This window comes from Bacillus sp. SH5-2, assembly GCF_008368905.1.
Taxonomy (GTDB): domain Bacteria; phylum Bacillota; class Bacilli; order Bacillales; family Bacillaceae_G; genus Bacillus_A; species Bacillus_A luti.
Map to the genome: position 1 here is coordinate 149,752 of NZ_QOSD01000025.1, position 25,594 is coordinate 175,345.

Consider the following 25,594-nt stretch of genomic DNA (forward strand, 5'->3'; position numbering starts at 1 on the left):
ATGGTCAATTTGTTAATAGGTATTATTTTTATATTGTTATGTGTCATTTATATACAATATAAAATGAGGAAAAATAGTAATAAAAATTTGAGATACACATATGAAAAATTAGAAAGTATTGTTAATGAAAAAACAGGCGAGAAGTTACTCGTTATGACAGATGATCTAGAATTGCAAAAATTATTAGTGGCAATTAATCAATTATTAGATGCAAAACAGAAAACAAATGCAGATCATGCGAAAGTAGAAATTTCGATGAGAAAAATGCTTTCAAATATTTCACATGATTTAAAGACACCACTAACAGTTATTCTTGGATATACAGAAATGTTAAATAAGGATAAAACAATGAATAAAGAAGAACAGCAAATATTACTTGAAAAGGTGCATGTGAAAACACTAGAAGTAATGGAATTAATTCATAAGTTTTTTGACTTAGCAAAATTAGAATCTGGTGACAAAGCAATCGAAATGACAAAAGTGAATATGAATGAAGTTTGTCGTGAGAAGATTTTATCTTTTTATGATTTAGTGACGTCGAAAGGTTTTCATGTTCATATTGATATACCAGAAAGAAATATATATGCACTTGGAAATGTAGAGGTATTAGGTAGGGTATTGAATAATTTACTATCAAATGCGATTACATATGGAGACGATGGAAAGACACTGGGTATGACGTTAAGAGATGATGAAACGAATGTGTATATAGATGTATGGGATAAAGGAAAAGGAATTGATGAATCTCATATTGATAAAGTGTTTGAGCGTATGTACACACTTGAAGATTCGAGAAATAGATTGTACCAAGGAAGCGGTTTAGGGTTAACGATTACGAAAAGACTGGTGGAAGCGATGGATGGAAAAATTCATCTTTCTAGTAAGCCGTATGAAAAAACAATTTTTACAGTTGCATTAAAAAAGATGCAGTTTTAGCTTGTAGAGAAGTAGATTCTACAAGCTTTTTTGCAGCGTAAGGAATTTGTAAGAAACGGGTAAGAAAAAAGAGATTTCCGTTGTCTATTATAGAAATATAAAGTAGTGCGAAAGGGGAAAGTGACATGACCTATATATTAAAAACGAATCAGTTAACGAAAGTGTTTAAAGGGAAAGAAGTTATTTCTAGCGTTAACATGCATGTGAAAAAAGGAGAGATATACGGTTTCTTAGGACCGAATGGTGCTGGTAAAACAACGATTATGAAAATGATTACAAATTTAATAAAACCGACGAGCGGTGAGATTGAAATTTTCGGTGAGAAGTTAACAGACACATCTTATGAAGTATTAAAAAGAATGGGGACAATTATTGAATATCCAATCTTTTATGATAAATTAACGGCGAAAGAAAACTTAGAATTACATTGTGAATATATGGGCTATTACGACAAAAATGAAATTGACCATGCTTTACATTTAGTGAAGCTGCAAGGGATAGATAATAAAAAAGTAAAAGATTTTTCATTGGGAATGAAACAACGACTTGGTATTGCAAGGGCAATCGTGACAAAGCCAGAATTTCTCATTTTAGATGAACCGATTAACGGTTTAGATCCAATTGGTATTAAAGAATTAAGAGATTTATTTAAAATGCTCTGCAAAGAATATGGCATTACATTATTAGTTTCTAGTCATATTTTAGGTGAGATGGAACTAATGGCGGATACAATTGGTGTCATTCAAAATGGAAAACTAATAAAAGAAGTTTCAATGAAGAGTATTAACGGAAAACAAACAGAGTACATTGAAATTACTGTTCCAGATGTGAAACGTGCAGCTTATATTTTAGAAGATAAACTTGGTATAAAAAATTACAAAATAATGAGTGGAAATATGATTCGTGTGTATGAATTGAAGGTGACGCAGCAGGCCATTTCAAAAGCACTTATTATGAACGATGTGGAAATTGAAAGTATTAATAAGAAACATAGTTCCTTAGAAGAGTATTTCTTAAATGTAATGGATGGAGAGGGTATTCATGCTTAATGGGTTGTGGCTGAACCTGGTAAGTGGATTGATCGTAATGTTCATAAGTGGGATTTTATATTATAGAAAACCGGAGCGGAAATGGTTGTTAATTCTACTAGTGATAGGAATGTTAAGCTTTGTTACTGCTGGAATTAGAATGTTAGCAGCGTAGAGACAGGTATATAAAGAATGGAGGCGTGGTTTATATGTTTAAATTAATGAAGCTCGAATGGAAGAAACATCAATTATCTAGTTGCTTTAAAAGTGTAGCAATTTGTATTATAGCAATTTTCGCTGTAGTAAGCCTTATGGCATGGGGAATGAAAGCTGAGGGGGACGTGCTCTTCTCTGACTTCAAACAGAACATGGCTTTAGTAAATATTTTTATTAGAATAACATTCATTATTTTTAGTTCGGTCATTTTATCACGTTTAGTAATTGATGAGTATAAGAACAAAACGATACAACTATCATTTATGTATCCTCTACAAAGGAAAATGTTAATGAGTGCGAAATTAACAATTGTTTTCTGTTTTTGTTTTGTGAGCACAATTATCGCTACTTTCATTATTAGTTTGCTCGTATATTTTGTGAGTCCAATGATGGGACTGATTGAAACACCTGCTACGATAGGCGAAATAATAGCTATCGTTCCAGCTACTATTATAAGTGCATTTATGATATCTGGTATAAGTTTAATTCCTTTATTTTTTGGAATGAGAAAGAAATCGACACCGACAACGATTACTTCGGCAGTAATAATTGGTATGCTGATTAGTGGTAACGTTGGTGCTGGAAACGATCAAGTAAGTATGTTTGATTTTATAGCTATCCCAATCGTGCTCTGTTTATTAGGAATTTTCATTAGCTATCTATCGTTCCATAAAATTGACAAGATCGATGTGGCGTGAAGCAAGCCTAAAACAAAAACGAACTGGGGTATGAATGGTGAAAAAAATAATAGTAATTGCAATATTAGTAATTACAATTGCTAGTGCGGTTTTTGGTTTTAAGGTATTTCAGGGGAAAGATTTTAAAAAAGAAAAGTCTTTTGATATAAATAATATAAAAGAAATAGAAGTAGACAATGAAAATTGGAATATTGAATTTAAAAGTACAGACGCTAATAAAATAGTAATTTTCGCTCAAGGTGAACAAGTAGATAAAGAGATAGATCCCGTCAAAATAGAAAATGACGAAAATAAAATTGTGATTAAGCAAAAACAAAAGGTGAACAAATTTTTTAATGGTTTTACGTTTAGGAAGAAAAATAGTATATCTATAGCTATTCCGAAGAAAGAAATAGATAAAATTGTAGTAAATAATAATTCGGGTGATGTGAAAATAAGCGATATAGTAGTAAAAAGTATTGTGACAAAGGGAAAATCTGGAGATGAAATGATTACAGGATTATCGGCAGAGAAGGGTGAATTTACATCCGAAAGTGGAGATTTAGTATTAAAAGATAGTTCATTGCAAGAAGTAAATATAACTTCTACTACTGGCGATAATTATGTGAAAAATGTAAAAAACGAAAATATGAACATCACTTCAACATCTGGGGAAGCATTACTAAAAGATATGACAGAAGGAAAATCATTATTTGTAGAAACAAAATCAGGGGATATTGGCGTACGGTATAAAGGTGTCCCGGCATCATTGAAGCTTATGGCTAAAAGTAATTCAGCTGACGTAATAGTGGATTTAAAAGGACTTAAGAAAGATAAAAATACAGAAAAAATAAAAGTAGGAACGATTGGTGATGCAAAAAATGAAGCGAAGATTTTAAGTGAAACAGGAGTCATTTATATTGATTAAGTCTTAGGAGGAAGGAGGACTACCATGCTACGTCTTATGAAACTAGAATTGAAGAAGTTTAAGTTTGGATGGTATGTGAGGGGAGCAGTTATTGCAAATATCATTATACTGGCATTATTAATCTTTGTTAGTTTCGTTGCACAAATAGAGGGAGATCCAGAAATAAGAGATCCGCAGATGATTTTGTTAATGGCTAGTACAGTAGTAAGAGCAACATTTATTATTTTTGGTAGTGTATTAATAGCAAGGTTAATAATTGGCGAATATAAAAATAAAACAATACTACTCATGTTTTCTTATCCCATTAACCGAAAGAAAATGATGGCTAGTAAGTTGGCTATTACAGCGATAGTAACATTTATAACAGTTATTGTATCTAATATTTTAGTAGTAGGAATTTTCTTTGGGATAGATAGTTGTTTTTCAATTCTTCCTAATTCATTCACAGTAGATCAATTGGTGCAAGAAGGAATAAAACTAGTTCCTTTAGCCATTGCAACTGCGGGGATGAGTTTAATCCCATTATATTTCGGAATGCGTAAACGTTCCGTGCCAACTACAATTGTTTCATCTCTTATCGTTGTCACAATTGCAATGAATACCAACCCAGAGTTTCCTACAGCAACTTTACTTCCCCTTCAACTAGCATTGGCAGCAATTGGAGTTGCAATTGCATATTACGGAATAAAAAATATAGAGAAGGAAGATATAACTGTATGATAAGAATACGTAAAAAAGAGTTGGCGTTACACCAACTCTTTTTTGTATATGTACGCTTCGTTACTACTCTGTAAATTTAGAGTGTGTGCTTAAATACTTTTGCACTCCTGGAGAAATGTTAAAGTTATTAGGACTTTTATATTCGATAGTAAACTCTCCGTCTTTATTTGTTTCAAAGGAGATTGCATAGCTATTCATTTTAGCATCGTAAGAAGTATTTTTGACTTCTGCATCTAGATTGAAATATTTAGTAATATACTCTTTTGATTCCGTAATTGCTGCTTGTTTTCCCCAAGGGGTACCATAATAGGCGAAATAAATAGATACACTAATAACTCCAATAAGAGAAGTTAGTAAAATAGTTCCCATAGCTATTTTTTTATTTTTTGTATTCAATTTGGTTACTCCTCTTCGTAATATGTATTCATTTTAACCTATATATTCCATAAAACAACCATTTTTAAAAAATAGTTTCACATGAAACAAGTTACAGAAAAAGACAAGATGTGTAAACATCTTGTCTTTTTCTGTTGTTACATTTTAGGTGCTTCCATTCCAGCAGCAGCCCATTCTTCTTTTGCGGGTCCATACACGCCAGGAACTGTTAAGCCAGCTTGTCTCATTAAAACCGTCATTTGTCCACGGTGGTGATTTTGATGATTAATAAGTGTCATTAAAAATATAGAATTCGGCATAGGGCGACCAAAGAAGTCATTAATAGTTGTTAAATCTTTATCAGTCCATTTACTTTGAAGTGCTTCAACGAAAGCCGCGTTCACTTTACGATACCCATCTGCAATTGTTTTTGCAGAAGTTGGAACAGGATAATCTTTCGATTCTCCTTCAAACTTTAGCCCTGTGCCAGACAGTATAACAGGAATTGCCGTCACGATATGCCAAGCAACTCTGCCTAACGTCCAATGTCCAGGTGCAATTTCTTGTGATAAAGACTCATCTGTTAATGCATCGAGCATTTTCTGAGTAGAATCGGCCTCGTATGTCCATGATTGTAAAAAACCTTCAATAGTTTGGTACATAGTTATCCCTCCTATTTTTGTTCATAGATTAAATTCGTGAGAGATTATATAATCCCTGTTCGATAAGAAATATTGAGTTAAGCATTTGCTGCAATAGAAATAGTAGAATGTCTTCGAAAATAAGATATGTTAGCGCTGTATACAGCAAATGTAAAAAGGGATTTCGTTTAATCAAGGAGGCAAAAGTACAAGCAAAAGAAGAGTTTGTTGCATGTAATAATTACTGGAATGTACGCAATAAACCTGTATGTGTATACCCACCAAATAAATTTTTTTATTACTTACTGGTACTTAAAAGATCGAATTTGAAGGAAGTGATCAACATGTCTTCATGGCTCAATAATACAAATGGATATTGTAGTTGTAATCATCGAAATGGTGTACATGTTGATTCATGCTGTTTTAGTTGTGATGGGACAGTGCCTAAGGTTGGTCCAACCGGTCCGACGGGGGCAACAGGGGCAACGGGAGCAACAGGAGCAACAGGTCCAACGGGAGCAACAGGAGAGCAACAGGAGCAACAGGTCCAACGGGAGCAACAGGAGTAACCGGTCCAACGGGAGTAACAGGAGTAACCGGGCCAACGGGGGCACAACGGGAGTAACCGGTCCAACGGGAGCAACAGGAGTAACGGGATCAACGGGAGCAACAGGAGTAACCGGTCCAACGGGAGCGACAGGAGTAACAGGAGCAACGGGAGCGACGGGATCAACGGGTTCAACAGGCTCAACAGGTCTGACGGGATCAACAGGTCCGACGGGAGCGACGGGAGCAACAGGTTCAACAGGATCAACCGGGGCAACTGGTACAAGTATCACAGCGACTTATGCATTTGCAAATAATACGTCGGGAACAGCGATATCGGTACTTCTAGGTGGAACGAATGTCCCGCTTCCGAATAATCAAAACATAGGTCCAGGTATTACTGTTTCTGGGGGAAATACAGTATTTACGGTTGCAAATGCTGGGAATTATTATATTTCATATTCGATTAATATAACGGCTTCATTATTAGTCAGTTCACGGATTACAATTAATGGAGTACAACTTGCTGGGACGGTCAATGCTCCTGCTGTAGCAACTACATCATTTAGTGCAACAATTATTACAACTCTTGCAGCAGGAGATGCGATTAGTTTGCAACTATTTGGTTTGTTAGCTGTTGCAACATTATCAACAACTACACCAGGAGCTGTGCTAACGATAATAAGATTAAGCTAAATAATAACTCTCTTACTCTTTTAAGGTTAGGAGAGTTTCTACATATAATAAGAAGTTAATGAGATAAAGCATAGTTATATAAAAGTCAGAATATTATGATTGTAACGTTATGGCGACTATAATATAATGAAAACAACCATCATGAATGAACATTCATTTATTTTTTATGTATTTGAAGGGGGAATGAAGGTGGAAAAACCATGGTTGAAAAGTTATCCAGAGGAAATTCCAAGTACGGTTTCTTATGATATTCAGCCGCTTCACGGATATGTAGAACAGATGGCTTCTCGTTATCCACAAAAGAAAGCGCTTCACTTTTTAGGGAAGGATATTACATTTTCAGACTTCCATGACAAGGTGAAGAGGTTTGCAAATTATCTTCAAAAGCTCGGTGTAGAAAAGGGTGATCGAGTTGCTATTATGTTGCCGAATTGTCCGCAAGCTGTAATTGGTTATTACGGTACATTACTTGCGGGAGGTATCGTAGTACAAACAAATCCACTATATACAGAAAGAGAATTAGAATACCAGCTTCATGACTCGGGAGCAAAAGTAATTCTTTGCCTCGATTTAGTGTTTCCGAGAGTGACGAATGTTCAATCTGCTACAAAAATTGAGCATATTATCGTAACTCGTATTGCGGACTTTTTACCCTTCCCTAAAAATCTATTGTATCCATTTGTGCAGAAAAAACAGTCGAATTTAGTTGTAAAAGTATCAGGGAGTGAAACGATTCATCTTTGGAACTCAGTAGAAAAAGAAGTGAATACGGATGTTGAAGTGCCTTGTGATCCTGAAAATGATCTAGCCCTTTTACAGTACACAGGAGGGACAACTGGATTTCCGAAAGGCGTTATGTTAACGCATAAAAACCTCGTTTCTAACACGTTGATGGGGGTTCATTGGTTATATAATTGCAAAGAAGGGGAAGAAGTCGTTCTTGGAGTTCTTCCATTTTTCCACGTGTATGGCATGACGGCCGTCATGAATTTAAGTATTATGCAAGGATACAAGATGGTGCTTATTCCAAAGTTTGATATGAAAATGGTTTTTGACGCGATTAAGAAACATAAAGTGACACTGTTTCCAGGAGCACCAACTATTTATATTGCGCTTTTAAATAGCCCGCTTTTAAAAGAATACGATATTTCTTCTATTCGTGCTTGTATTAGTGGATCAGCACCACTGCCGGTAGAAGTACAGGAAAAGTTCGAAACAGTTACAGGGGGTAAACTAGTAGAGGGATATGGTTTAACGGAATCATCTCCAGTTACACATAGTAATTTTTTATGGGAAAAGCGAGTGCCAGGTAGTATTGGGGTTCCATGGCCAGATACAGAAGCAATGATTATGTCGCTTGAAACTGGTGAGGCATTACCACCGGGAGAAATCGGTGAAATTGTAGTGAAAGGCCCTCAAATTATGAAAGGGTATTGGAATAAGCCAGAAGAAACAGCAGCTGTGTTACAAGATGGATGGCTCCATACAGGGGATGTTGGCTACATGGATGAAGGTGGATTTTTCTATGTGAAAGATCGTAAGAAAGATATGATTGTTGCGAGTGGATTTAATGTGTATCCTCGTGAAGTAGAAGAAGTATTATATGAGCATGAAAAGGTGCAGGAAGTAGTAACAATCGGCGTTCCTGATCCGTACCGAGGGGAAACTGTAAAAGCGTTTGTTGTTTTAAAAGAAGGCGCAGAATGTTCTGAAGACGAATTAGATCAGTTTGCACGTAAGTATTTAGCTGCTTATAAAGTGCCGAAAGTATATGAGTTTAGAGATGAACTGCCAAAAACGACGGTCGGAAAAATTTTACGACGTGTCCTAATAGATGAAGAGAAGAGAAAGAATGAGGATGAGCAAACGGGCTAAGGCCCTTTCTTTTTGAAAAAATAGGATTGACACTTTTCTAAATAGTCAGTATTATAAGAATATGAATGACTATTCATTCAGTCATCTTCTTGAAGGGGACAGTAAAGTGAAGAAAAATAGACCGAAATACAATCAAATTATTGATGCGGCAGTCATTGTGATTGCAGAGAATGGATACCACCAAGCGCAAGTTTCGAAAATTGCAAAGCAAGCTGGGGTAGCTGATGGCACGATTTATTTATATTTTAAAAATAAAGAAGATATATTAATATCCTTATTCCAAGAGAAGATGGGGGAATTTGTCGAAACAATTCGTCAAAAAACAGCAGGAATTGAAAGCGCTGTATCGAAATTATTCATGTTGGTAGAAACGCACTTCTTACTGTTATCACAAAATGATCCTCTTGCTATCGTTACGCAATTAGAGCTAAGACAGTCCAATCAAGACTTACGCCTTAAAATAAATGAAGTATTAAAAGGCTACTTACAAGTTATGGATGAGATTTTAGAGACAGGCATAAAGCAAGGTGAATTCCAAGCGGACTTAAATGTTCGCGTGGCAAGACAAATGATCTTTGGAACAGTAGATGAAGTTGTGACCAATTGGGTAATGAGCGATCATAAGTATGATCTGGTCGCACTTTCAAAAACGGTACATGGGCTACTTATTGCAGCTTTTGGTTATCGTCAATAATGGGAGGGATCATGTTGAAATTCCTATCTGTAAGAGTTGAAGACCATATCGCGGTGGCGACGTTAAATCACGCGCCAGCGAATGCGATGTCTTCGCAAGTTATGCATGACGTTACTGAATTAATCGATCAAGTGGAAAAGGATGATAACATTCGTGTTGTTGTTATTCACGGTGAAGGTCGCTTCTTCTCGGCGGGAGCAGATATTAAAGAATTCACATCTGTTACTGAAGCGAAGCAAGCGACTGAACTAGCGCAGCTTGGACAAGTTACGTTTGAGCGCGTAGAAAAATGTTCAAAACCAGTTATTGCGGCAATTCATGGAGCGGCACTAGGCGGCGGTCTGGAGTTTGCTATGTCTTGCCACATGCGCTTTGCAACTGAAAGTGCAAAACTTGGTTTACCTGAATTGACGCTCGGATTAATTCCTGGCTTTGCAGGTACACAGCGCTTACCACGTTATGTTGGGAAAGCGAAAGCTTGTGAAATGATGTTAACGAGTACACCGATTACTGGTGCTGAAGCATTAAAATGGGGACTTGTTAACGGATTGTTCTCTGAAGAATCACTTTTAGATGATACGCTTAAAGTCGCAAAACAAATTGCTGGAAAAAGTCCAGCAACAACTCGTGCTGTATTAGAGTTATTACAAACGACGAAATCGTCTCATTATTATGAAGGTGTACAACGTGAATCACAGATTTTTGGTGAGGTATTTACGAGTGAAGATGGAAGAGAAGGTGTAGCGGCGTTTTTAGAAAAGCGTAAGCCTTCATTTAGTGGCAGGTAGTTTAAATATTTTTTTAATATAAATTAACAGAATTTTAAAATTGATAGAATCTTTCTGAAAAATAAGGGGGTAAATGGAATGAACATCTACGTACTCATGAAACGAACATTTGATACAGAAGAAAAAATCGTAATTAAAAACGGTGCAATTTACGATGGCGAAGCGGAATTCATCATCAACCCTTACGATGAATATGCGATTGAAGAAGCAATTCAAGTAAGAGATGCACAAGGCGGAGAGGTTACTGTCGTAACAGTTGGTGGCGAAGATAGTGAGAAAGAACTTCGTACAGCATTAGCGATGGGCTGCGATAAAGCGGTATTAATTAATATTGAAGATGATGTTGAAAATGGTGATCAGTTCACGACAGCAAAAGTGCTTGCTGAATATTTAAAAGATAAAGATGCAGATTTAATTTTAGGCGGAAACGTTGCGATTGATGGTGCATCTGGACAAGTTGGTCCACGCGTAGCTGAAGCGTTAAATATTCCATACGTAACGACAATTACAAAGCTTGAGATTGATGGTACAAGCGTGAAAATTGAGCGTGATGTTGAAGGTGACACAGAAGTTATTGAAACATCATTACCAGTTTTAGTAACAGCGCAACAAGGTTTAAATGAACCTCGTTATCCATCGCTTCCAGGTATTATGAAAGCGAAGAAAAAGCCATTAGAAGAAGTAGAATTAGATGATTTAGATTTAGAAGAAGATGATGTGGAAGCAAAGACAAAAACAATTGAAATCTATTTGCCTCCTAAGAAAGATGCAGGAAAAGTGTTACAAGGCGAGCTGCAAGATCAAGTAAAAGAACTTGTATCGTTGCTCCATACAGAAGCGAAAGTAATCTAATAAAATACGAAATTATATACGCAGGAGGGAAAATCTATGGCTCGTAAAGTATTAGTAATGGGTGAAGTTCGTGACGGATCGCTACGTAACGTTTCGTTTGAAGCGGTAGCAGCAGCAAAAACAATTGCAGAAGGCGGTGAAGTGGTAGGTCTTCTAGTTGGAGACAGCGTTGCCTCTTTTGCAAATGAATTGATTCATTACGGTGCAGATCGCGTTGTGACAGTTGAAAGCGATAAATTAAAATCATATACGTCTGATGGTTATGCACAAGCGTTTTTAGCTGTATATGCTGAAGAAAAGCCAGAAGGTATTGTATTTGGACATACAGCACTTGGTAAAGATTTATCACCAAAATTAGCAGCAAAGCTTGAGGCTGGTCTAGTTTCTGACGTAACTGCTTTAGAAGTTGAAGGTGGAAATGTTATCTTTACTCGTCCAATCTACTCTGGTAAAGCGTTTGAGAAGAAGATTGTAACAGATGGCATCTTATTTGCGACAGTGCGTCCAAATAACATTGCAACTCTTGAAAAAGATGAGTCTCGCACAGGTGACGTGTCTTCTATTACAGTTGATGTAAAAGATTTACGTACAATCATTCAAGATGTTGTCCGTAAAACTGCAGAAGGTGTTGATCTTTCTGAAGCGAAAGTAATTATCGCTGGTGGACGCGGTGTGAAGAGTGAAGAAGGATTTAAACCATTGAAAGAGTTAGCTGACGTATTAGGCGGCGCTGTTGGGGCATCTCGTGGTGCTTGTGACGCTGAGTATTGCGATTACTCATTACAAATTGGTCAAACTGGTAAAGTTGTTACGCCAGACTTATACATTGCATGCGGTATTTCTGGTGCGATTCAGCATTTAGCTGGTATGTCTAACTCAAAAATCATCGTTGCGATTAATAAAGATCCAGAAGCAAGTATCTTCAAAGTAGCTGACTACGGTATTGTCGGTGACTTATTTGAAGTGGTGCCTCTTTTAACAGAAGAGTTTAAAAAGTTAAAAGTACATTCGTGATTTGAGTACCCTTGAGTTCCAAGTGAAGTACCCCTATATATAGAAAAAGGTGAGAGATCCCCTGTCTCTCATCTTTTTAGTATTTTATCCGTATTTTTATATAGTATAAAGGAACATTTTTTTGTTACAATACATAACGATACATAATATTCGCCACGTATATAAGTTAATGATATACTCTTGGTAGAATATACTTGAAGGAGGAAATAAAATGGCAATTGTAAATGCAAATGACCAAAGCTTCGCAGCTGAAACTAGCGAAGGTGTTGTATTATTAGATTTCTGGGCACCTTGGTGTGGACCTTGTAAAATGATCGCTCCTGTATTAGAAGAAATCGATGCAGAATTAGGCGAGAAAGTAAAAGTAGTAAAAGTAGACGTTGATGAAAATCAAGAAACTGCTCGTCAATTCGAAGTAATGAGCATTCCAGCTCTTTTCGTATTAAAAGACGGTAAAGTAGTTGATCAAGCGTTAGGTTACAAGCCGAAAGAAGCGTTAGTAGAATTAGTTTCTAAACACTTCTAAAATAAAGAAGCTACCATTTGGTAGCTTTTTTTATTTTCTTTTTTATAGCCTTTCCGTTACAATGAAAGAACGTATGTTGGGTGTTTTGGCATAGTATGTTTTCATGTGAAAATAAAAATGCTAAGCATGTAGAAATGGAGGGTGACGAGTGCACGAACATTTGAAAGAGAAGTTAGCCATTTTACCAGATCAACCTGGTTGTTATTTAATGAAAGATAAGCAAGGAACGGTTATATATGTCGGAAAGGCAAAAGTGCTTAAAAATCGTGTGCGCTCGTACTTTACTGGTTCGCATGATGGGAAAACACTGCGGCTTGTAGGAGAAATTGTAGATTTTGAATATATTATAACCTCCTCAAATTTGGAAGCTCTTATTTTAGAGCTGAATTTAATAAAAAAATACGATCCAAAATATAATATTCAATTAAAAGATGATAAAACATATCCTTTTATTAAAATTACAGCTGAAAAACAGCCACGCTTGCTTATTACGCGCAATGTCAAAAAGGATAAAGGGAAATATTTTGGACCTTATCCGAATGCACAATCAGCCCATGAAACGAAAAAACTATTAGACCGTATGTATCCACTTCGTAAATGCACGAATATGCCAGATAAAGTTTGTCTGTATTATCATATGGGTCAATGTTTAGCACCTTGTGTGAAAGAAGTGACAGAAGAACAAAATAAAGAAATTGTGGATGAAATTGTTAAGTTTTTAAATGGTGGGCATAAAGAAATTCGTTCAGAATTAGAAACAAAGATGTATGATGCTTCAGAGAAACTAGAATTTGAACGTGCGAAAGAATTACGAGATCAAATTGCTCATATGGATGCAATTATGGAAAAACAAAAGATGATTATGAGTGACTTAGTGGATCGTGATGTATTTGGATATGCAGTTGACAAAGGATGGATGTGCGTTCAAGTTTTCTTTGTTCGAAAAGGAAAGTTAATTGAACGTGATGTTTCGATGTTTCCAATTTATGATGAACCGGAAGAGGGATTTTTAACATTTATCGGTCAATTTTATGAAAACAGTAGTCATTTTAAGCCGAAGGAAATTGTCGTTCCAGGAAGTATAGACTCAGAATTAGTAGAGCGCTTTTTAGAAGTTGAAGCGACACAGCCAAAACGTGGTAAGAAAAAAGATCTTGTAGAATTAGCAAATAAAAATGCAAAGATTGCTCTTGAAGAGAAGTTTTACTTAATTGAACGTGATGAAGAACGGACGATTAAAGCTGTAGAAAATTTAGGGAAGCAGCTAGGAATTGAAACACCTTATCGTATTGAAGCGTTTGATAACTCAAATATTCAAGGAACAAATCCTGTTTCAGCAATGATTGCTTTTATCGATGGGAAACCCGCGAAGAAAGAATATAGGAAATATAAAATTAAAACGGTTCAAGGGCCAGACGATTATGAGTCTATGAGAGAAGTTGTGAGGCGCCGTTATACAAGGGCACTGAAAGAAAATTCACCTTTACCTGATTTAATCATTATTGATGGCGGAAAAGGCCACTTAGCGGCTGCGAGTGATATTCTAGAGAATGAGCTCGGATTATATATTCCAATGGCAGGGCTTGTGAAAGATGACAAACATAAAACATCACATTTAATTATTGGGGACCCACCTGAACCTGTCTTGCTTGAAAGGAATAGCCAAGAATTTTATTTATTGCAGCGCATTCAAGATGAGGTGCATCGATTTGCAATTACATTCCATCGACAATTACATGGGAAATCTGTCATTCAATCGGCACTGGATGATATTCCTGGAATTGGTGATAAACGAAAAAAGATATTGCTGAAACATTTTGGATCGTTAAAAAAGATGAAAGAAGCTTCTGTGGCGGAATTTGTCGAAGCAGGTATGCCGAAAAATGTCGCGGAGACGATCTATACTTATTTAGCAGATAAGAAGACGTTGTAGTTTACAATGTCTTCGATTTTTTGTTATAATTTCTGAAGATTTAAAATAACTAGATCTAATTGAAAATACAAAAAAGTCAACTAAACTTATATGTCTAGTTGACTGTAGGTAATGCTACACTTCAATGAGATCTTTTATATCCCATTTCACAAGAAATGTAATAGAGTCTGAACGTTTTTTCTTTTCTTCGTATGACTCTGCAACGACGTTTCGTTGCTTCTGAATTTGCTCAGCAATGAATCCAGCCTCTAATTGATAAGAAGAATGCCTATTTTGTTTTTGACGTTCAGCAATAAGTGTGCCTTTAAGTTGGAACTGCATTTCACGACGTTTATGCTCAATAATACTTAAAGTGCCCCAACCAGCTTTTTCAAAGAACTGAATAACTTCTTCAATTGTTTCTAGTGGATATTTTCTCGCAAGGTTTCTACCAGACCAGTATAAAATACCATCTAAATCGTTGCCAATTAAGTCAGGTAGTAATTCTTCACGTAGCAATTCATAAGCGAAGGCATTCAATGAAACATCTTCTAAAGATGTTATATCAATTGTATTTTTACTCACAATAATCCCCTCTTTCTATAGGGATTATTATATAACATTTCACATTTATAAAAACAGATTTTTCTTTAGGAAAATCTGAATATATAAGAAGAAAAAAAGAATTGGCAAATTATATGCAAATTATGTATACGTTTTCTTGACGCTTCGACAAAAATAGGAGTAAAATGAACTTGGTATCAAATTATGCTGAAATATTTCGAATAATTTTTTCAGTTTTTCTTATGCCAATAGTGAAAAAACATTATTGTTGTAAACTAATCTGAAAACAGCAGTCAAACATTCGAGGGGGGTAATGGGGACATGAAAGGCCGCGAGTATACGTTTCGTAAGTGGCACTCATTAATGGGGGTCATCCCGGTTGGTGTCTTTTTGACGCAACATTTAGTAGTAAACAACTTTGCAACAAGAGGAGCAGAGGCTTTTAACAAAGCTGCAGGCTTTATGGAGCTCCTTCCATTCCGGTATGCGCTAGAAATTTTCATCATCTTTTTACCTATACTGTACCATGCTATATATGGCTTATATATTGCATTTACAGCTAAGAACAATGCGGTATCTTACGGTTATTTCCGTAACTGGATGTTCGTCTTCCAACGAATTTCAGGTATCGTCACGCTGATCTTCATTTCTTGGCACGTCTGGGAAACTCGTATTCAAGCAATGTTAGGTAAAGAGGTAAACTATGATATGATGGCAGATATTTTAAGCAATCCAGCTATGTTTGCATTCTATTTAGTTGGTGTTGTTTCAACAATTTTCCACTTTGCAAATGGACTATGGACATTCTGCATCAGCTGGGGAATTACAGTATCTCCACGTTCACAAAGAATCTCTACTTATGTAACATTAGCTATTTTCTTAGGTCTATCTTATGTAGGTGTGAGTGCATTATTAGCGTTCATCGATCCACAGCTAGCAAACCAGTAAGGAGTGGGAGAGCATGAAAGGGAAACTTATAGTAGTCGGCGGTGGCTTGGCCGGCTTAATGGCAACGATTAAAGCGGCAGAGGCAGGAGTAAATGTTGAACTGTTTTCATTAGTACCAGTAAAACGTTCACATTCTGTTTGTGCCCAAGGTGGAATTAACGGTGCCGTAAATACGAAAGGTGAAGGGGATTCTCCATGGATCCACTTTGACGATACAATTTATGGTGGGGACTTCTTAGCGAACCAACCACCAGTTAAAGCAATGTGTGAAGCAGCGCCTGGTATCATTCATTTAATGGACCGCATGGGTGTTATGTTCAACCGTACGGAAGAAGGACTTCTTGATTTCCGTCGCTTTGGTGGAACGCAACATCACCGTACAGCATTTGCTGGCGCAACAACTGGTCAACAATTACTATACGCATTAGATGAGCAAGTACGTCGTCATGAAGTAGCAGGACTTGTAACGAAATATGAAGGTTGGGATTTCTTACGAGCTGTTGTTGATGATGAAGGTGTGTGCCGAGGAATCGTAGCACAAGACTTACAAACTATGGAGATTAAAAGTTTCGGAGCTGATGCCGTGATTATGGCAACAGGGGGCCCTGGTATCATCTTTGGAAAATCAACTAACTCTATTATTAATACAGGTACAGCAGCATCTGCTGTATATCAACAAGGTGCATATTATGCGAACGGTGAATTCATTCAAATCCATCCAACGGCAATTCCTGGAGACGATAAATTACGTCTTATGAGTGAATCTGCACGTGGTGAAGGTGGACGTGTTTGGACATATAAAGATGGTAAGCCATGGTACTTCTTAGAAGAAAAATATCCTGCTTACGGAAACCTTGTACCTCGTGATATTGCAACGCGTGAAATCTTTGATGTTTGCGTAGAGCAAAAACTAGGTATTAACGGTGAAAACATGGTGTACTTAGATCTTTCTCATAAAGATCCGAAAGAACTAGATATTAAACTTGGTGGAATCATTGAAATCTATGAGAAATTTACAGGTGATGATCCTCGTAAACTACCAATGAAGATCTTCCCAGCTGTTCACTATTCAATGGGCGGATTATGGGTTGACTATAAGCAGATGACAAGTATTCCAGGTTTATTTGCAGCAGGTGAGTGTGATTATTCTATGCACGGTGGTAACCGTCTTGGTGCGAACTCACTATTATCAGCAATTTACGGTGGTATGGTAGCAGGGCCGAATGCAATTGAATATATGAAAGGTCTTTCTAAATCATCGGATGCTGTTTCATCTACTGTATATGAGCAAAATGAATTAATCGAAACAGAGAAATTTAACAATATTTTAACGCTCGATGGTAACGAAAATGCATATGTTCTTCATAAAGAGCTTGGAGAATGGATGACAGATAACGTTACAGTAGTTCGTGAAAATAAAAAATTATTAGAAACAGATGCGAAAATTGAAGAGTTAATGGCTCGTTACAAACGTATTAACATTAACGATACAGCAAGATGGAGTAACCAAGGTGCTTCATTTACACGCCAACTTGCAAATATGTTTGAGTTAGCGCGTGTTATTACAATTGGCGCATATAACCGTAATGAGAGCCGCGGGGCACATTACAAACCTGAATTCCCAAATCGTGATGATGCAAACTTCTTAAAAACTACGATGGCGAAATTTGAGGGAGAAGGAAATGCACCAGCATTCCATTACGAAGACGTGGATGTTTCATTAATTAAACCACGTAAACGTGACTATTCTTCAAAACATGATGTAGCTGCTAAGAGTGAAGAGAAGGGGGATAAACAACATGTCTGAGAAAACAATCCGCCTCATCATTACGAGACAAGATGGACCAGATGCACAAGAATTTGACCAAGAGTTTGAAATTCCGTATCGTCCGAATATGAACATTATTTCGGCGCTTATGGAAATTCGCCGTAATCCTGTCGATTCAAAAGGAAACGCAACAACTCCGATTGCATGGGATATGAACTGTTTAGAGGAAGTATGCGGAGCATGTTCGATGGTGATTAACGGAAAACCACGTCAATCATGTACAGCTCTTATCGACCAGTTAGAACAACCAATTCGCTTAAAGCCGATGAAGACATTCCCGGTTGTACGTGACTTGCAAGTTGATCGTAGCCGTATGTTTAACGCGTTAAAACGTGTTAAGGCTTGGATTCCAATCGATGGTACGTATGACTTAGGACCAGGTCCAAGAATGCCAGAGAAAAAGCGTCAGTGGGCTTATGAACTTTCAAAATGTATGACATGTGGCGTTTGCTTAGAATCATGTCCAAACGTGAACAGTAAATCTGATTTTATTGGACCAGCACCGTTATCACAAGCTCGTTTATTCAACTCACATCCAACGGGTGAAATGCATAAAGCAGATCGCTTACGTGCAATTATGGGAGATGGAGGACTTGCAAACTGTGGTAACTCTCAAAACTGTGTGCAATCATGTCCGAAGGGTATTCCATTAACAACTTCAATTGCGGCATTAAACCGTGATACAACAATTCAATCGTTCAAAGATTTCTTTGGTAGCGATAATAACTATTAATAAATATTGCCTCTTCATCTTGAAGAGGCAATATTTATAACTGTATTTTTCAGTTTATTCTGTTTATTAAGAGGAAAAGGGGAGAGAATAATGAAGAGAATTTCTTACATTGAAGACTTTGAGAAATGGGAAAGTGGTTTTTCATTTTACAATCCTGTCAAAGTTCGTTTTGGTGAAGTAGATATGTTTGGACATGTAAATAATGTCGTTGCTTTTACTTATTTTGAAGAGGCACGTATCGAATTGTTTAAAGAACTTGGATTTATGCAAGAATGGACGCATGAATCATCAGAAACGATGATCGTTGTTGCAGATTTACAATGTAATTTTATTAAGCAAATATATTTTGATGAACAGTTGAAGGTATATGTAAAGGCAGGATCGGTTGGGAATTCTTCTTTAGATTTACACTATATGGTCAAAAATGCAGCAGGGGAAGTTTGTTTAGTGGGGCGTGGTATGATGGTTCAAGCATCAAAAAAAACTGGAAGAGGCGAACCATGGCCTGAAGAGTGGAAGGCAAAATTACTACAATGATAGAGTGAAAGAAAATAAGAGAGCAAAATTGCTCTCTTATTTTTTGTCTTCCATCGCTTCCTCTAATGTTAAATGATGTTTATATATGTATGTAGCGTATGGATTACCAACGTAACGTAAATGCCACGGTTCATATGCATATTCTGTTGTTCCTGTTTTATCTTCTAAATAACGGACGACAAAACCGAATTCATGGGCGTGTTCTGCAACCCATTTTCCTTCTGCTGTTTCTCCGAAAATAGGCTCTAATTGGAATTTGGCAGATTTTGAACTAATATCCATTGCTAAACCAGTTTGATGTTCACTTGTGCCAGGAATTGCACTTACAGAATCAGCTTCAGCTTTTCCTTGACGTCTAACGTACGTATCATGCAATGATTTTTGGCGTTTGTATGAACGATAACCAGATACAGCTGTAAGTTCAAGTCCTTCTTTTTTTGCCGATTCGAACATATTCTCAAGTGCGTCTGCAGCATCTTTGCGTAGCAACGTTTTTTCTTTGTCTTTTGGACTAGTAAATGGTACGTTTGGTCTCGTTAAGTCTTCAGGTATGTATCCATCTGGTAGTTTTCGATGTTTATTAACTAAGACAAGATTAGATTCCGGATTTGTTACAACTGAAAAATCATTGTCTAGTTTCTTTGCATTATGATCAGCTTTTGGAAAAGCAGGAATATCTTCTTTTGGATGGTTATTATGCTTTTGACCTTCGACAGCTTTCGCTCCATTTTGTAATGGTGATTGAGAACCGAAGTAAGCGAAAGATGTGATACCGATTACAATAGTAGCGGCAGAAATAATGATTATCTTTTTCATGATGCCTTGTAATCTCAGTCCTTTCTTAATAAAATATGTATCATTTTTATTATAAGTCTAGTTGACTGAAAAGGAAATATAAGAGTCGTAACGTAATAGAAATGCAAAGAAAATGTCAGAAAATGTGTGAAATTGTAGTATTTTTTTATATAATTCATTTCTTATCTTTCATGAAATTCATTTTTTATGTAATATATATACATAAGAAGATGTAACGATTATCGAGAATAAAGAACTTCTTGTATAGACTAGGAGTGAAAGGGAATGGATTTTGCAACAATTATTGGAATAATTTTAGGAGTAGCGGCGGTAGTAGTAGGGATGGTTGTCAAGGGCGCTGACGTAATGGCCTTAGTTAATCCTGCCGCAGCATTAATTATTTTTGTTGGTACATTTGCTGCAGTATGCATAGCATTTCCGATGAATCAACTAAAAAGGATTCCAAAATTATTTAAAGTTCTTTTTGGTTCAAATAAAAAAGATTTAAGTTATGAACAGTTGCTAGAATTGTTTGTTCATTGGACATCTGAAAGTAGAAAATACGGTATTTTGTCTTTAGAGCAACAATTAGATAAAATTCAAGATGAATTTCTTTTGCGTGGTATGAAATTTGTGATTGATGGTGTATCCGCAGAAGATTTAGAGCAGATTTTAGAAGCTGAATTAGAAGCAATTGAAGATAGACATGCAAAAGGCGCTACTATTTTTTCACAAGCGGGTACGTATGCACCTACACTAGGGGTTTTAGGTGCTGTTATCGGTCTAGTAGCTGCGCTAGGTAATTTAACTGATGTAGAAAAGTTAGGACACGCTATTTCGGGTGCATTTATTGCAACGATTTTTGGTATTTTTTCAGGTTATATACTATGGCATCCATTTGCAAATAAGTTGAAGCAAAAATCTGCAGCTGAAATAGAGAAAAAACGTTTAATTATCGATTGTTTATTAATGTTACAAGAAGGTACATATCCATTTATAATGAAGAACCGCATTTTAGGTGCGCTTTCTGCAACAGAGCGTAAAAAACTCGAAAAAGGAGCAGAAAAAAATGCGGAGTAAAAAAAATAGAAGAAACAAAAAGAAAAAGCATGATGAGCATATTGATGAAACTTGGCTAATTCCATATTCTGATATGTTAACGTTGTTATTTGCATTGTTCATCGTTTTATTTGCAATGAGTAGTATAGATGCAGCGAAGTTTAAACAGATGGCAGTAGCTTTTCGAAGTGAACTAGCAGGTGGAACAGGGAATAAAGAATTTTTAAGTAATCAAAAGCCGAATGAAGAAAAAGAGTTGTCGGCAAGTAGTTTAGAGTCTGAGAAGATGAAAAAAAATGCTGAGGCTGAAGTAAAACAGCAAGAAATGAACGAATTAAAAGCGGTACAAAAAAGTATCGATAAGTATATTGAGGAAAAGCAATTATCTTCTTCTTTTAAAACTGATTTAACAGAAAAAGGATTAAAGGTAACAATATTAGAAAATGTACTATTTGATTCAGGGAAAGCAGATGTGAAATTGGAATCGTTAAATATTGCAAAAGAAATGTCTAACTTACTAGTTTCCACATCGCCTCGTGAAATTACAGTATCTGGCCATACAGACAATGTTCCTATTGCAAATGCGCAATTTGCATCGAATTGGGAATTGAGCACGCAGCGGGCAGTTAATTTCATGCAAGTATTACTGCAAAATAAAGAATTACAACCGGAAAAATTCAGTGCTGTTGGTTACGGAGAATACCGTTCTATTGCTCCAAATGATACACAAGAAGGAAAGGCGAAAAATAGACGTGTAGAAGTGTTTATTTTACCTTTAACGAGAAATATGCAGTAAAGAGGATGGCGAATGCCATCCTCTTTACTTTGTATCAAATGATTTTAAGTTGTCACGGCGGATTTTATCTTTTTCTACATCTGATTTTTTGAAATCATAATCATATAAAGCACCTTCCCAATCACCATACATTGGATTAGGGAAAATAATGAATTTCTCACCAAATTGTGCTTTTGAATCTGCTACGGTTTGATTGCGGTCTTTTACATTTTTTCCATCAAAACCAGTGAAATCAGATAAGTTATCACCGAAGAATAAGACAATGTCATGTGTTTGAGAAACGAGTTCACGGCGTTTTTCTTTTCCTTTTTCTTTCGGATCTTGTAATAATATATGTTCTTTCGTTGCTTGAGGGGCACCTACACGTTCGAGATTTTTAATTGTCGCATCTAGTTGATTCGTTTTACGATTTGAAATGTAGTAAATATCTACACCTTTAGATTCTGTATATTTTAAGAAATCAATTGCACCTGGAAGGGCTTCCGCTTCAGCTTTATTAATCCAGTCATCCCATTTGTAAGGATAGCCTTTTCCTGTTTTTACGCTCATTGCTTGATGAGGACTGTTATCTAAAACAGTTTCGTCTAAATCAAGTACGATAGCAGGTTTTTTTTCGGTTCCTTTTGCAAGAGCTGCATCAAGCTTCAATTGACCGATATTGTATCCTTGATAGTAAAGTGCTTTCGTTTCACCAGCTGTTTGATACCATAAATCAGCCATTAATTGCTGTTCTGTTAACTTTACTTTTTCTTCTTTCGCCACTGACTTCTCTGTTGTTCCTGAACATGCTACAAGCGATATAGATAGAACCGCTACAGATAATACAGTGGTAATTCCCCTCTTCATCTTCATATGTATCCTCCTTGATGTTAGAAAATCATTTTATATTATATATTAAAATATAAAAATTTTTTTATGAACATTTGCATATTGTCTTTTGTATATATAGTAGTATGTCCTATATTAGAAAGGCGAGTAAAATAATGATAGTTTTTTTGACAAATTTAATTGTCGTAATGACAATTATAATTAACAAATGAAACTTTGATATTTACAATTTTAACTAAATAGTACAAATGATGGATTGCGGTTGGTGTTACATGTAAGAGGATGAAGTGTAGTGCTATATTTTATCCTGAATAAACATAGTCTTTGAAAGAGAGCGTGAATGATACTAAAGGGGAGGCTTTATACTTTGAGCTTACAAATTCAAAATTTAACGAAACAATTTGGGGAATCAAAAGCGGTTAACGGTTTGCAAATTTCGGTACCAAAAGGTGAAGTACTAGGGTTACTTGGACGAAATGGTGCAGGGAAAACAACAACAATCAAAATGCTTCTCGGATTATTAACGCCTAATGAAGGTTCGATTACGTGGGATGGAAAAGCATTCGAGAATAGCGGGGTAACAATTGGGTATTTACCAGAAGAAAGAGGCTTATATACAAAGAGTAGAGTAGTAGATCAGTTGCGATATTTTGGTAGATTAGAAGGAATGTCTAAGAAAGAAGTAGATCTCGCTATAGATCACTGGTTAGAGCGATTAGCGATCCCGGAATACAAATTCAAAACGGCTGGAGAGCTTTCAAAAGGGAATCAGCAAAAAATCCAATTAATTGCTGCTCTTCTTCATAATCCGGAACTTCTCATTTTAGATGAGCCATTTAGCGGACTTGATCCAGTTAATGCTGGGATGTTAGCTAGCATTATTGAAGAACAAGTAAAGAGCGGAAAGACGATTATTTTATCCAGTCATCGTATGGAGCAAGTGGAGGCTTTTTGCCAACATGTATGTATTTTGAAAAAAGGTGAAGCAGTCGTAAAAGGCCAATTAAGTGATATTAAAAAAGAATATGGTTTCCGTAATTTAACGATTGAAGATGTGGCAGAGAATGAAAAGGGATTAGAAGCTATACATGTCCCATATGAAAAGCAACAAGGCCTTCTTTATATAAAAGTACAAGACGATGCAGAGGCTCTCAACATTTTGCAGCAGTTGCAAGAGCAAGGTGTTAGTCTACGCCAATTTAAAATGTTAGAGCCGACGTTAAACGAAATCTTTGTAGAGAGGGCGAAATAAAGATGCGTAAATTTTCTCATGTATTTTCATTTTATTTTAGAGAAGCATTTTTATCTAAAAAATCATTAATTACGAGTGCGATTTTATTTTTAGTCGTGTTTGGGATTTTTGCATTTAATCATTTTACTTCTGGAAACGATAAAAATAAGGACAAAGATAAAATTGCGGTTGTAACAGAAAGTTCCACATATAACGTACAAAAAGAAGAGTTAACGAAGTTATTACCATCAGTAAAAATCACTGTCGGTTCAAAAGCGGACTTTGATAAAATGCATAAACAAGTAGAAGATGGCGAGCTGGATGGTTTGTTTCATATAACGGAAAAGAATGGAGCTCCAGAGGTTACGTATATGTATAATGGATTTCCAAGTCAATCCACTTCTGCAATCATGGCAGGTTATTTAAAACAAAAATATACAATGGTGACAATTGCAAAGCATAATGTTTCACCGGAAATTGCACAGCAATTGCAAACTGAAATTCCAGTGAAGCAAGAAGCGATAAAAGATCGTTCTTCTTCTTTCGGAATTGCCTATTTTTTTACATTTGCTTTATATGTGTTTATTGTTGCGTTCGGAAATACAATTGCAATGAATATTGCTTCGGAAAAGGCATCACGCGTAATGGAAGTAATGCTTCCGAAAGTAAAACCGCTTACGATGATGTATGCGAAAATATTAGCAGTTGTTTCAACGGCACTATTACAACTTGTCATATTGGCGTGTGGTTACCTTATTCCGTATTTGTTAGGTTGGGTTGATTTAGAGAATGCTTCATTATTTGGAGTGCCAATTGACTTTACGAAATTAGATGCAAAGGTTATAAGCATGTTCCTCGTTTATTTCATTACGGGATATTTACTTTATGCAATGATGTACGCTGCTGCTGGAGCAGTTGTTTCTAAGACGGAAGATTTACAAGCTGTATCTTTCCCAGTAATGATTTTAATTATGGCTGCATTCTTCATTAGTATAAAATCATTAAGTGATCCAAATAGTACTATCGTTGTTGTAAGCTCTTACGTTCCGTTTTTTACCCCGATGGTTACCTTCTCACGTATTGTAGCTGGTGAAGCAGGTATGTTAGAAATTACGATAACATTAGTAGTCTTATTGGCAACAATTGGTGTGTTAAACGCTGTTACAAGCCGCATTTACGTAAACGGTGTAATGAATTACTCGGACAAAGTGAAATTTAAAGATTTAGCAAAATTTATAAAGCGTCAATAAAGAGAGAAAAGCATGATTTTCTATTGTAATCATGCTTTTTCTTTATGTATAAATTAAAAATAGTATATAATAATAAGAGTCGTCTTTTAATAGAATGAATACGAAGGAGGGTGTGCAGATGGGAATTAGTAGTCGGTTTACAGTAGGTGTTCATATGCTAACGTTACTTGCGATAGATCGAAACTCTCGCTGTACCTCTGAATGGATTGCTGGTAGTGTGAATACAAATCCAGTTGTGATTCGTCGCATTACAGGAATGTTGAAGAGAGCAGGACTTGTTGATGTACAAGCTGGTAAAGGTGGCACGACACTTGCTCGTGATTTAGAAGAAATTACATTACTTGATGTATATAAAGCAGTGGAAGTTGTAGAAGAAGGACAGCTATTTTCCTTCCATGAAAATCCCAACATTGAATGTCCAGTAGGAGCTAATATTCAATCAGTATTAGAAATTATTTTAATGCAAGCGCAAGAAGCGATGGAAAACGTACTTGCAAATGTAACGGTAGATCAATTAGTTACAAATTTAAAGTCTAAAATGAAAGAATAAAAAAGCGAGCATCCTCATAATGAGGGCTCGCCTTTTTTTATTCAGAAATAT

27 protein-coding genes and 1 pseudogene are annotated in these 25,594 nt (G+C 36.1%); 23 read left to right on the forward strand and 5 right to left on the reverse strand.

The window, feature by feature from the left end; genetic code table 11:
• From DN410_RS22295 to DN410_RS22315, 6 genes are all read left to right on the forward strand, one after another.
• Positions 1-936, forward strand: a complete 936-nt coding sequence (locus DN410_RS22295) for a HAMP domain-containing histidine kinase (protein ID WP_149178092.1) — start codon at positions 1-3, stop codon at positions 934-936.
• A gap of 125 nt (positions 937-1,061) precedes the next feature.
• Entirely contained in the window at positions 1,062-1,985 is a 924-nt protein-coding gene (locus DN410_RS22300) for an ABC transporter ATP-binding protein (protein ID WP_140970203.1), read from the forward strand.
• On the forward strand, positions 1,978-2,139 hold the full coding sequence (locus tag DN410_RS28075; RefSeq protein ID WP_000931819.1) for a hypothetical protein: 162 nt from the start codon (positions 1,978-1,980) through the stop codon (positions 2,137-2,139). The genes DN410_RS22300 and DN410_RS28075 overlap by 8 nt, the downstream gene beginning before the upstream one ends.
• A gap of 34 nt (positions 2,140-2,173) precedes the next feature.
• Positions 2,174-2,878 carry an ABC transporter permease gene (locus tag DN410_RS22305; protein ID WP_140970204.1) on the forward strand — a complete coding sequence of 235 codons (705 nt, stop codon included), beginning with the start codon at positions 2,174-2,176 and terminating at the stop codon, positions 2,876-2,878.
• A gap of 34 nt (positions 2,879-2,912) precedes the next feature.
• A complete protein-coding gene (locus DN410_RS22310) occupies positions 2,913-3,785 on the forward strand; it encodes a DUF4097 family beta strand repeat-containing protein (protein ID WP_140970205.1) in 873 nt (290 codons plus the stop codon).
• 24 nt (positions 3,786-3,809) lie between these two features.
• A complete protein-coding gene (locus DN410_RS22315; RefSeq protein ID WP_140970206.1) occupies positions 3,810-4,505 on the forward strand; it encodes an ABC transporter permease in 696 nt (231 codons plus the stop codon).
• 63 nt (positions 4,506-4,568) lie between these two features.
• Here DN410_RS22315 and DN410_RS22320 read toward each other — a convergent pair whose 3' ends face one another.
• Positions 4,569-4,901, reverse strand: a complete 333-nt coding sequence (locus DN410_RS22320) for a YfjL-like protein (protein ID WP_149178093.1) — start codon at positions 4,899-4,901, stop codon at positions 4,569-4,571.
• A gap of 137 nt (positions 4,902-5,038) precedes the next feature.
• On the reverse strand, positions 5,039-5,542 hold the full coding sequence (locus DN410_RS22325) for a DinB family protein (protein WP_140970208.1): 504 nt from the start codon (positions 5,540-5,542) through the stop codon (positions 5,039-5,041).
• Positions 5,543-5,865: 323 nt separating this feature from the next.
• On the opposite strand from DN410_RS22325, the pseudogene DN410_RS22330 reads away from it, so the two are divergent.
• The 8 genes and pseudogenes from DN410_RS22330 (at position 5,866) to uvrC (ending at position 14,445) form a co-directional block, all read left to right on the forward strand.
• Positions 5,866-6,763 (forward strand): annotated as a pseudogene (locus DN410_RS22330) (BclA C-terminal domain-containing protein).
• A 189-nt stretch (positions 6,764-6,952) separates the two neighbouring features.
• Complete coding sequence (locus tag DN410_RS22335) at positions 6,953-8,638, forward strand: long-chain-fatty-acid--CoA ligase (protein ID WP_149178094.1); 1,686 nt, start codon at positions 6,953-6,955, stop codon at positions 8,636-8,638.
• A gap of 106 nt (positions 8,639-8,744) precedes the next feature.
• Positions 8,745-9,332, forward strand: a complete 588-nt coding sequence (locus DN410_RS22340) for a TetR/AcrR family transcriptional regulator (RefSeq protein ID WP_439021477.1) — start codon at positions 8,745-8,747, stop codon at positions 9,330-9,332.
• Between the two features lie 11 nt (positions 9,333-9,343).
• The gene (locus tag DN410_RS22345) at positions 9,344-10,120 is read left to right on the forward strand and encodes an enoyl-CoA hydratase (RefSeq protein WP_000911292.1); all 777 of its coding nucleotides are present in this window, start codon (positions 9,344-9,346) and stop codon (positions 10,118-10,120) included.
• Between the two features lie 78 nt (positions 10,121-10,198).
• On the forward strand, positions 10,199-10,972 hold the full coding sequence (gene etfB, locus DN410_RS22350) for an electron transfer flavoprotein subunit beta (RefSeq protein ID WP_087982240.1): 774 nt from the start codon (positions 10,199-10,201) through the stop codon (positions 10,970-10,972).
• A gap of 36 nt (positions 10,973-11,008) precedes the next feature.
• Positions 11,009-11,986, forward strand: coding sequence for an electron transfer flavoprotein subunit alpha (gene etfA / locus DN410_RS22355; RefSeq protein WP_149178096.1), 978 nt, complete (start codon positions 11,009-11,011; stop codon positions 11,984-11,986).
• A gap of 211 nt (positions 11,987-12,197) precedes the next feature.
• Positions 12,198-12,512 (forward strand): thioredoxin, encoded by a 315-nt coding sequence (trxA, locus tag DN410_RS22360; protein WP_001018943.1) that lies wholly within the window; start codon positions 12,198-12,200, stop codon positions 12,510-12,512.
• 148 nt (positions 12,513-12,660) lie between these two features.
• A complete protein-coding gene (gene uvrC, locus DN410_RS22365) occupies positions 12,661-14,445 on the forward strand; it encodes an excinuclease ABC subunit C (protein WP_149178097.1) in 1,785 nt (594 codons plus the stop codon).
• Between the two features lie 114 nt (positions 14,446-14,559).
• On the opposite strand, the gene DN410_RS22370 is transcribed toward uvrC, so the two are convergent.
• Positions 14,560-15,009, reverse strand: a complete 450-nt coding sequence (locus DN410_RS22370; RefSeq protein WP_000042215.1) for a YslB family protein — start codon at positions 15,007-15,009, stop codon at positions 14,560-14,562.
• A 300-nt stretch (positions 15,010-15,309) separates the two neighbouring features.
• Here DN410_RS22370 and sdhC point away from each other — a divergent pair, with 300 nt between their 5' ends.
• The 4 genes from sdhC to DN410_RS22390 all read left to right on the forward strand — a co-directional run bounded on the left by sdhC (position 15,310) and on the right by DN410_RS22390 (position 19,034).
• Positions 15,310-15,936: a succinate dehydrogenase cytochrome B558 gene (sdhC, locus tag DN410_RS22375; RefSeq protein ID WP_000678360.1), complete on the forward strand. Its 627-nt coding sequence runs from the start codon at positions 15,310-15,312 to the stop codon at positions 15,934-15,936.
• A gap of 13 nt (positions 15,937-15,949) precedes the next feature.
• Positions 15,950-17,743 (forward strand): succinate dehydrogenase flavoprotein subunit, encoded by a 1,794-nt coding sequence (sdhA, locus tag DN410_RS22380; protein ID WP_149178098.1) that lies wholly within the window; start codon positions 15,950-15,952, stop codon positions 17,741-17,743.
• A complete protein-coding gene (sdhB, locus tag DN410_RS22385; RefSeq protein ID WP_001291828.1) occupies positions 17,736-18,497 on the forward strand; it encodes a succinate dehydrogenase iron-sulfur subunit in 762 nt (253 codons plus the stop codon). The genes sdhA and sdhB overlap by 8 nt, the downstream gene beginning before the upstream one ends.
• 90 nt (positions 18,498-18,587) lie before the next feature.
• Positions 18,588-19,034, forward strand: a complete 447-nt coding sequence (locus DN410_RS22390; protein WP_149178099.1) for an acyl-CoA thioesterase — start codon at positions 18,588-18,590, stop codon at positions 19,032-19,034.
• Positions 19,035-19,070: 36 nt separating this feature from the next.
• Here the strand turns inward: DN410_RS22390 and DN410_RS22395 are convergent, their stop codons facing one another.
• Positions 19,071-19,850, reverse strand: a complete 780-nt coding sequence (locus DN410_RS22395; protein ID WP_149178100.1) for a M15 family metallopeptidase — start codon at positions 19,848-19,850, stop codon at positions 19,071-19,073.
• Positions 19,851-20,114: 264 nt separating this feature from the next.
• Here DN410_RS22395 and motA point away from each other — a divergent pair, with 264 nt between their 5' ends.
• Both motA and motB read left to right on the forward strand, forming a co-directional pair.
• The gene (gene motA, locus DN410_RS22400) at positions 20,115-20,909 is read left to right on the forward strand and encodes a flagellar motor stator protein MotA (protein ID WP_149178101.1); all 795 of its coding nucleotides are present in this window, start codon (positions 20,115-20,117) and stop codon (positions 20,907-20,909) included.
• Positions 20,899-21,684, forward strand: a complete 786-nt coding sequence (gene motB, locus DN410_RS22405) for a flagellar motor protein MotB (RefSeq protein ID WP_149178102.1) — start codon at positions 20,899-20,901, stop codon at positions 21,682-21,684. Before motA ends, motB begins: the two co-directional genes overlap by 11 nt.
• 24 nt (positions 21,685-21,708) lie before the next feature.
• Here the strand turns inward: motB and DN410_RS22410 are convergent, their stop codons facing one another.
• On the reverse strand, positions 21,709-22,536 hold the full coding sequence (locus DN410_RS22410; RefSeq protein WP_149178103.1) for a 5'-nucleotidase, lipoprotein e(P4) family: 828 nt from the start codon (positions 22,534-22,536) through the stop codon (positions 21,709-21,711).
• Positions 22,537-22,879: 343 nt separating this feature from the next.
• Between DN410_RS22410 and DN410_RS22415 the strand changes: the two genes are divergently transcribed.
• The 3 genes from DN410_RS22415 to DN410_RS22425 all read left to right on the forward strand — a co-directional run bounded on the left by DN410_RS22415 (position 22,880) and on the right by DN410_RS22425 (position 25,543).
• Positions 22,880-23,764, forward strand: a complete 885-nt coding sequence (locus tag DN410_RS22415; RefSeq protein ID WP_149178104.1) for an ABC transporter ATP-binding protein — start codon at positions 22,880-22,882, stop codon at positions 23,762-23,764.
• Positions 23,765-23,766: 2 nt separating this feature from the next.
• Positions 23,767-24,993, forward strand: a complete 1,227-nt coding sequence (locus DN410_RS22420) for an ABC transporter permease (RefSeq protein WP_149178105.1) — start codon at positions 23,767-23,769, stop codon at positions 24,991-24,993.
• A 118-nt stretch (positions 24,994-25,111) separates the two neighbouring features.
• Positions 25,112-25,543, forward strand: a complete 432-nt coding sequence (locus DN410_RS22425; RefSeq protein ID WP_000512998.1) for an Rrf2 family transcriptional regulator — start codon at positions 25,112-25,114, stop codon at positions 25,541-25,543.
• The last annotated feature ends 51 nt before the right edge of the window (positions 25,544-25,594 follow it).

Coding starts and splice junctions, on each gene's coding strand:
- sdhB (WP_001291828.1), top strand. CDS start 17,736: ATGTCTGAGAAAACAATCCGCCTCATCATTACGAGACAAGATGGACCA.
- etfA (WP_149178096.1), top strand. CDS start 11,009: ATGGCTCGTAAAGTATTAGTAATGGGTGAAGTTCGTGACGGATCGCTA.
- DN410_RS22425 (WP_000512998.1), top strand. CDS start 25,112: ATGGGAATTAGTAGTCGGTTTACAGTAGGTGTTCATATGCTAACGTTA.
- etfB (WP_087982240.1), top strand. CDS start 10,199: ATGAACATCTACGTACTCATGAAACGAACATTTGATACAGAAGAAAAA.
- DN410_RS22310 (WP_140970205.1), top strand. CDS start 2,913: ATGGTGAAAAAAATAATAGTAATTGCAATATTAGTAATTACAATTGCT.
- DN410_RS22305 (WP_140970204.1), top strand. CDS start 2,174: ATGTTTAAATTAATGAAGCTCGAATGGAAGAAACATCAATTATCTAGT.
- DN410_RS22420 (WP_149178105.1), top strand. CDS start 23,767: ATGCGTAAATTTTCTCATGTATTTTCATTTTATTTTAGAGAAGCATTT.
- DN410_RS22395 (WP_149178100.1), bottom strand. CDS start 19,850: ATGAAAAAGATAATCATTATTTCTGCCGCTACTATTGTAATCGGTATC.
- motB (WP_149178102.1), top strand. CDS start 20,899: ATGCGGAGTAAAAAAAATAGAAGAAACAAAAAGAAAAAGCATGATGAG.
- DN410_RS22300 (WP_140970203.1), top strand. CDS start 1,062: ATGACCTATATATTAAAAACGAATCAGTTAACGAAAGTGTTTAAAGGG.
- sdhA (WP_149178098.1), top strand. CDS start 15,950: ATGAAAGGGAAACTTATAGTAGTCGGCGGTGGCTTGGCCGGCTTAATG.
- DN410_RS28075 (WP_000931819.1), top strand. CDS start 1,978: ATGCTTAATGGGTTGTGGCTGAACCTGGTAAGTGGATTGATCGTAATG.
- DN410_RS22315 (WP_140970206.1), top strand. CDS start 3,810: ATGCTACGTCTTATGAAACTAGAATTGAAGAAGTTTAAGTTTGGATGG.
- sdhC (WP_000678360.1), top strand. CDS start 15,310: ATGAAAGGCCGCGAGTATACGTTTCGTAAGTGGCACTCATTAATGGGG.
- motA (WP_149178101.1), top strand. CDS start 20,115: ATGGATTTTGCAACAATTATTGGAATAATTTTAGGAGTAGCGGCGGTA.
- DN410_RS22345 (WP_000911292.1), top strand. CDS start 9,344: ATGTTGAAATTCCTATCTGTAAGAGTTGAAGACCATATCGCGGTGGCG.
- DN410_RS22410 (WP_149178103.1), bottom strand. CDS start 22,536: ATGAAGATGAAGAGGGGAATTACCACTGTATTATCTGTAGCGGTTCTA.
- DN410_RS22390 (WP_149178099.1), top strand. CDS start 18,588: ATGAAGAGAATTTCTTACATTGAAGACTTTGAGAAATGGGAAAGTGGT.
- DN410_RS22325 (WP_140970208.1), bottom strand. CDS start 5,542: ATGTACCAAACTATTGAAGGTTTTTTACAATCATGGACATACGAGGCC.
- DN410_RS22295 (WP_149178092.1), top strand. CDS start 1: ATGGTCAATTTGTTAATAGGTATTATTTTTATATTGTTATGTGTCATT.
- trxA (WP_001018943.1), top strand. CDS start 12,198: ATGGCAATTGTAAATGCAAATGACCAAAGCTTCGCAGCTGAAACTAGC.